Source organism: Alteromonas sp. DY56-G5, assembly GCF_041414725.1.
Lineage (GTDB): Bacteria > Pseudomonadota > Gammaproteobacteria > Enterobacterales > Alteromonadaceae > Alteromonas > Alteromonas macleodii.
The window spans coordinates 1-1,306 of the sequence record NZ_JANHZQ010000115.1; the positions used below are offsets into that span (position 1 = coordinate 1).

Sequence of the window (1,306 nt, forward strand, 5' to 3'; positions counted from 1 at the left end):
TGAATCAATCCGGGTTTGTCGGAGGCTAATTATCTTGAGAGAATTAGCCAATGAACAAAAGAGTAACTTATTCCCCAGAAGTACGCGAGCGTGCAGTTCGCATGGTTTTGACATCAGAGCATGAACATTCATCGAGGTGGGCTGCGATGGTGTCTATTTCATCTAAAATTGGTTGTACACCCGAAACATTGAGGGCTTGGGTTAACAAAATAGAAGTCGACACAGGTAAGAAGGCTGGGGTCACAAGTGATTCCGCAGCTAAGATAAAAGAATTAGAGCGGGAAAACAAAGAGCTTAAACAAGCCAATGAGATTTTGAAAAAAGCAGCTGCATTTTTTGCTCAAGCGGAGCTCGACCGCAAACCTCAGAAGTAGTCCAGTTCATTGATTTATATCGCTCGTTGTATGGTGTCGAGCCTATTTGTCGTGTTGTGCGAATTGCACCATCAACGTACTACCGTTGTAAATCACTAGAGGCGAAGCCTGAAAAACGTTGTCAGCGATATCACCGAGACGAAGCGCTAAAGCCTGAGATTATGCGCGTTTGGCAGGAAAATAGACGGTGCTATGGTGCCAGAAAGGTCTGGAAGCAGATGAAGCGTGAAGGCTTTACTGTGGCTCGTTGCACGGTAGCCAGACTGATGAATGTGCTTGGCATTGAAGGTGTGCGCCGTGGTAAACACTGTATCACGACTATTCCCGACGATAGCGCGGATAAACCACTCGATTTAGTTAATCGTGAGTTCACGGCACAACGGCCCAATCAGCTGTGGGTGGCCGACATTACCTACGTCGCCACTTGGTCAGGCTTTGTCTATGTGGCATTTGTAATCGATGTTTTCTCACGCAAAATCGTTGGTTGGCGTGTGCTAAAAACAATGCAAACACAGTTGATATTAGATGCCCTAGAACAAGCATTGTGGGCACGAGGTAAGCCAAAAGGCGTTATCCATCACAGCGATCGCGGTAGCCAATATGTTTCAATTCGCTACTCTGAGCGCCTTTCAGAGGCTGGCTTCAACGCATCAGTCGGCAGTGTTGGTGATTCTTATGACAACGCGTTGGCCGAGACAATTAATGGTCTCTACAAAACTGAAGTCATCCACAAAGACGGCCCTTGGAAAGGGCTGGAGCAAGTTGAACTGGCTACTCTGGATTGGGTTGATTGGTTCAACAACCGGCGCCTGCTAGAGCCTATCGGAGATATACCTCCCGTTGAATATGAGGAAAACTATTATCGACAATTAGGTAAAGATGCGGCAGCATAACTCAAACAAATCCGCCTCCGAATTTACCGGTGCGATTCA

At 46.8% G+C, this 1,306-nt stretch carries 1 protein-coding gene and 1 other annotated feature; the gene reads left to right on the forward strand.

Annotated elements, in window-relative coordinates:
* Positions 1 to 50 precede the first annotated feature (50 nt).
* Positions 51 to 1,267 (forward strand): IS3 family transposase gene (locus NO989_RS21770; RefSeq protein ID WP_371343194.1). Its coding sequence is split into 2 segments (ribosomal slippage): positions 51 to 333 and positions 333 to 1,267, totalling 1,218 coding nucleotides; the frame shifts between segments, so codons are not numbered across the junction.
* Positions 329 to 445 (forward strand) — a sequence feature (AL1L pseudoknot). Its footprint overlaps the gene before it by 117 nt.
* Positions 1,268 to 1,306 lie beyond the last annotated feature (39 nt).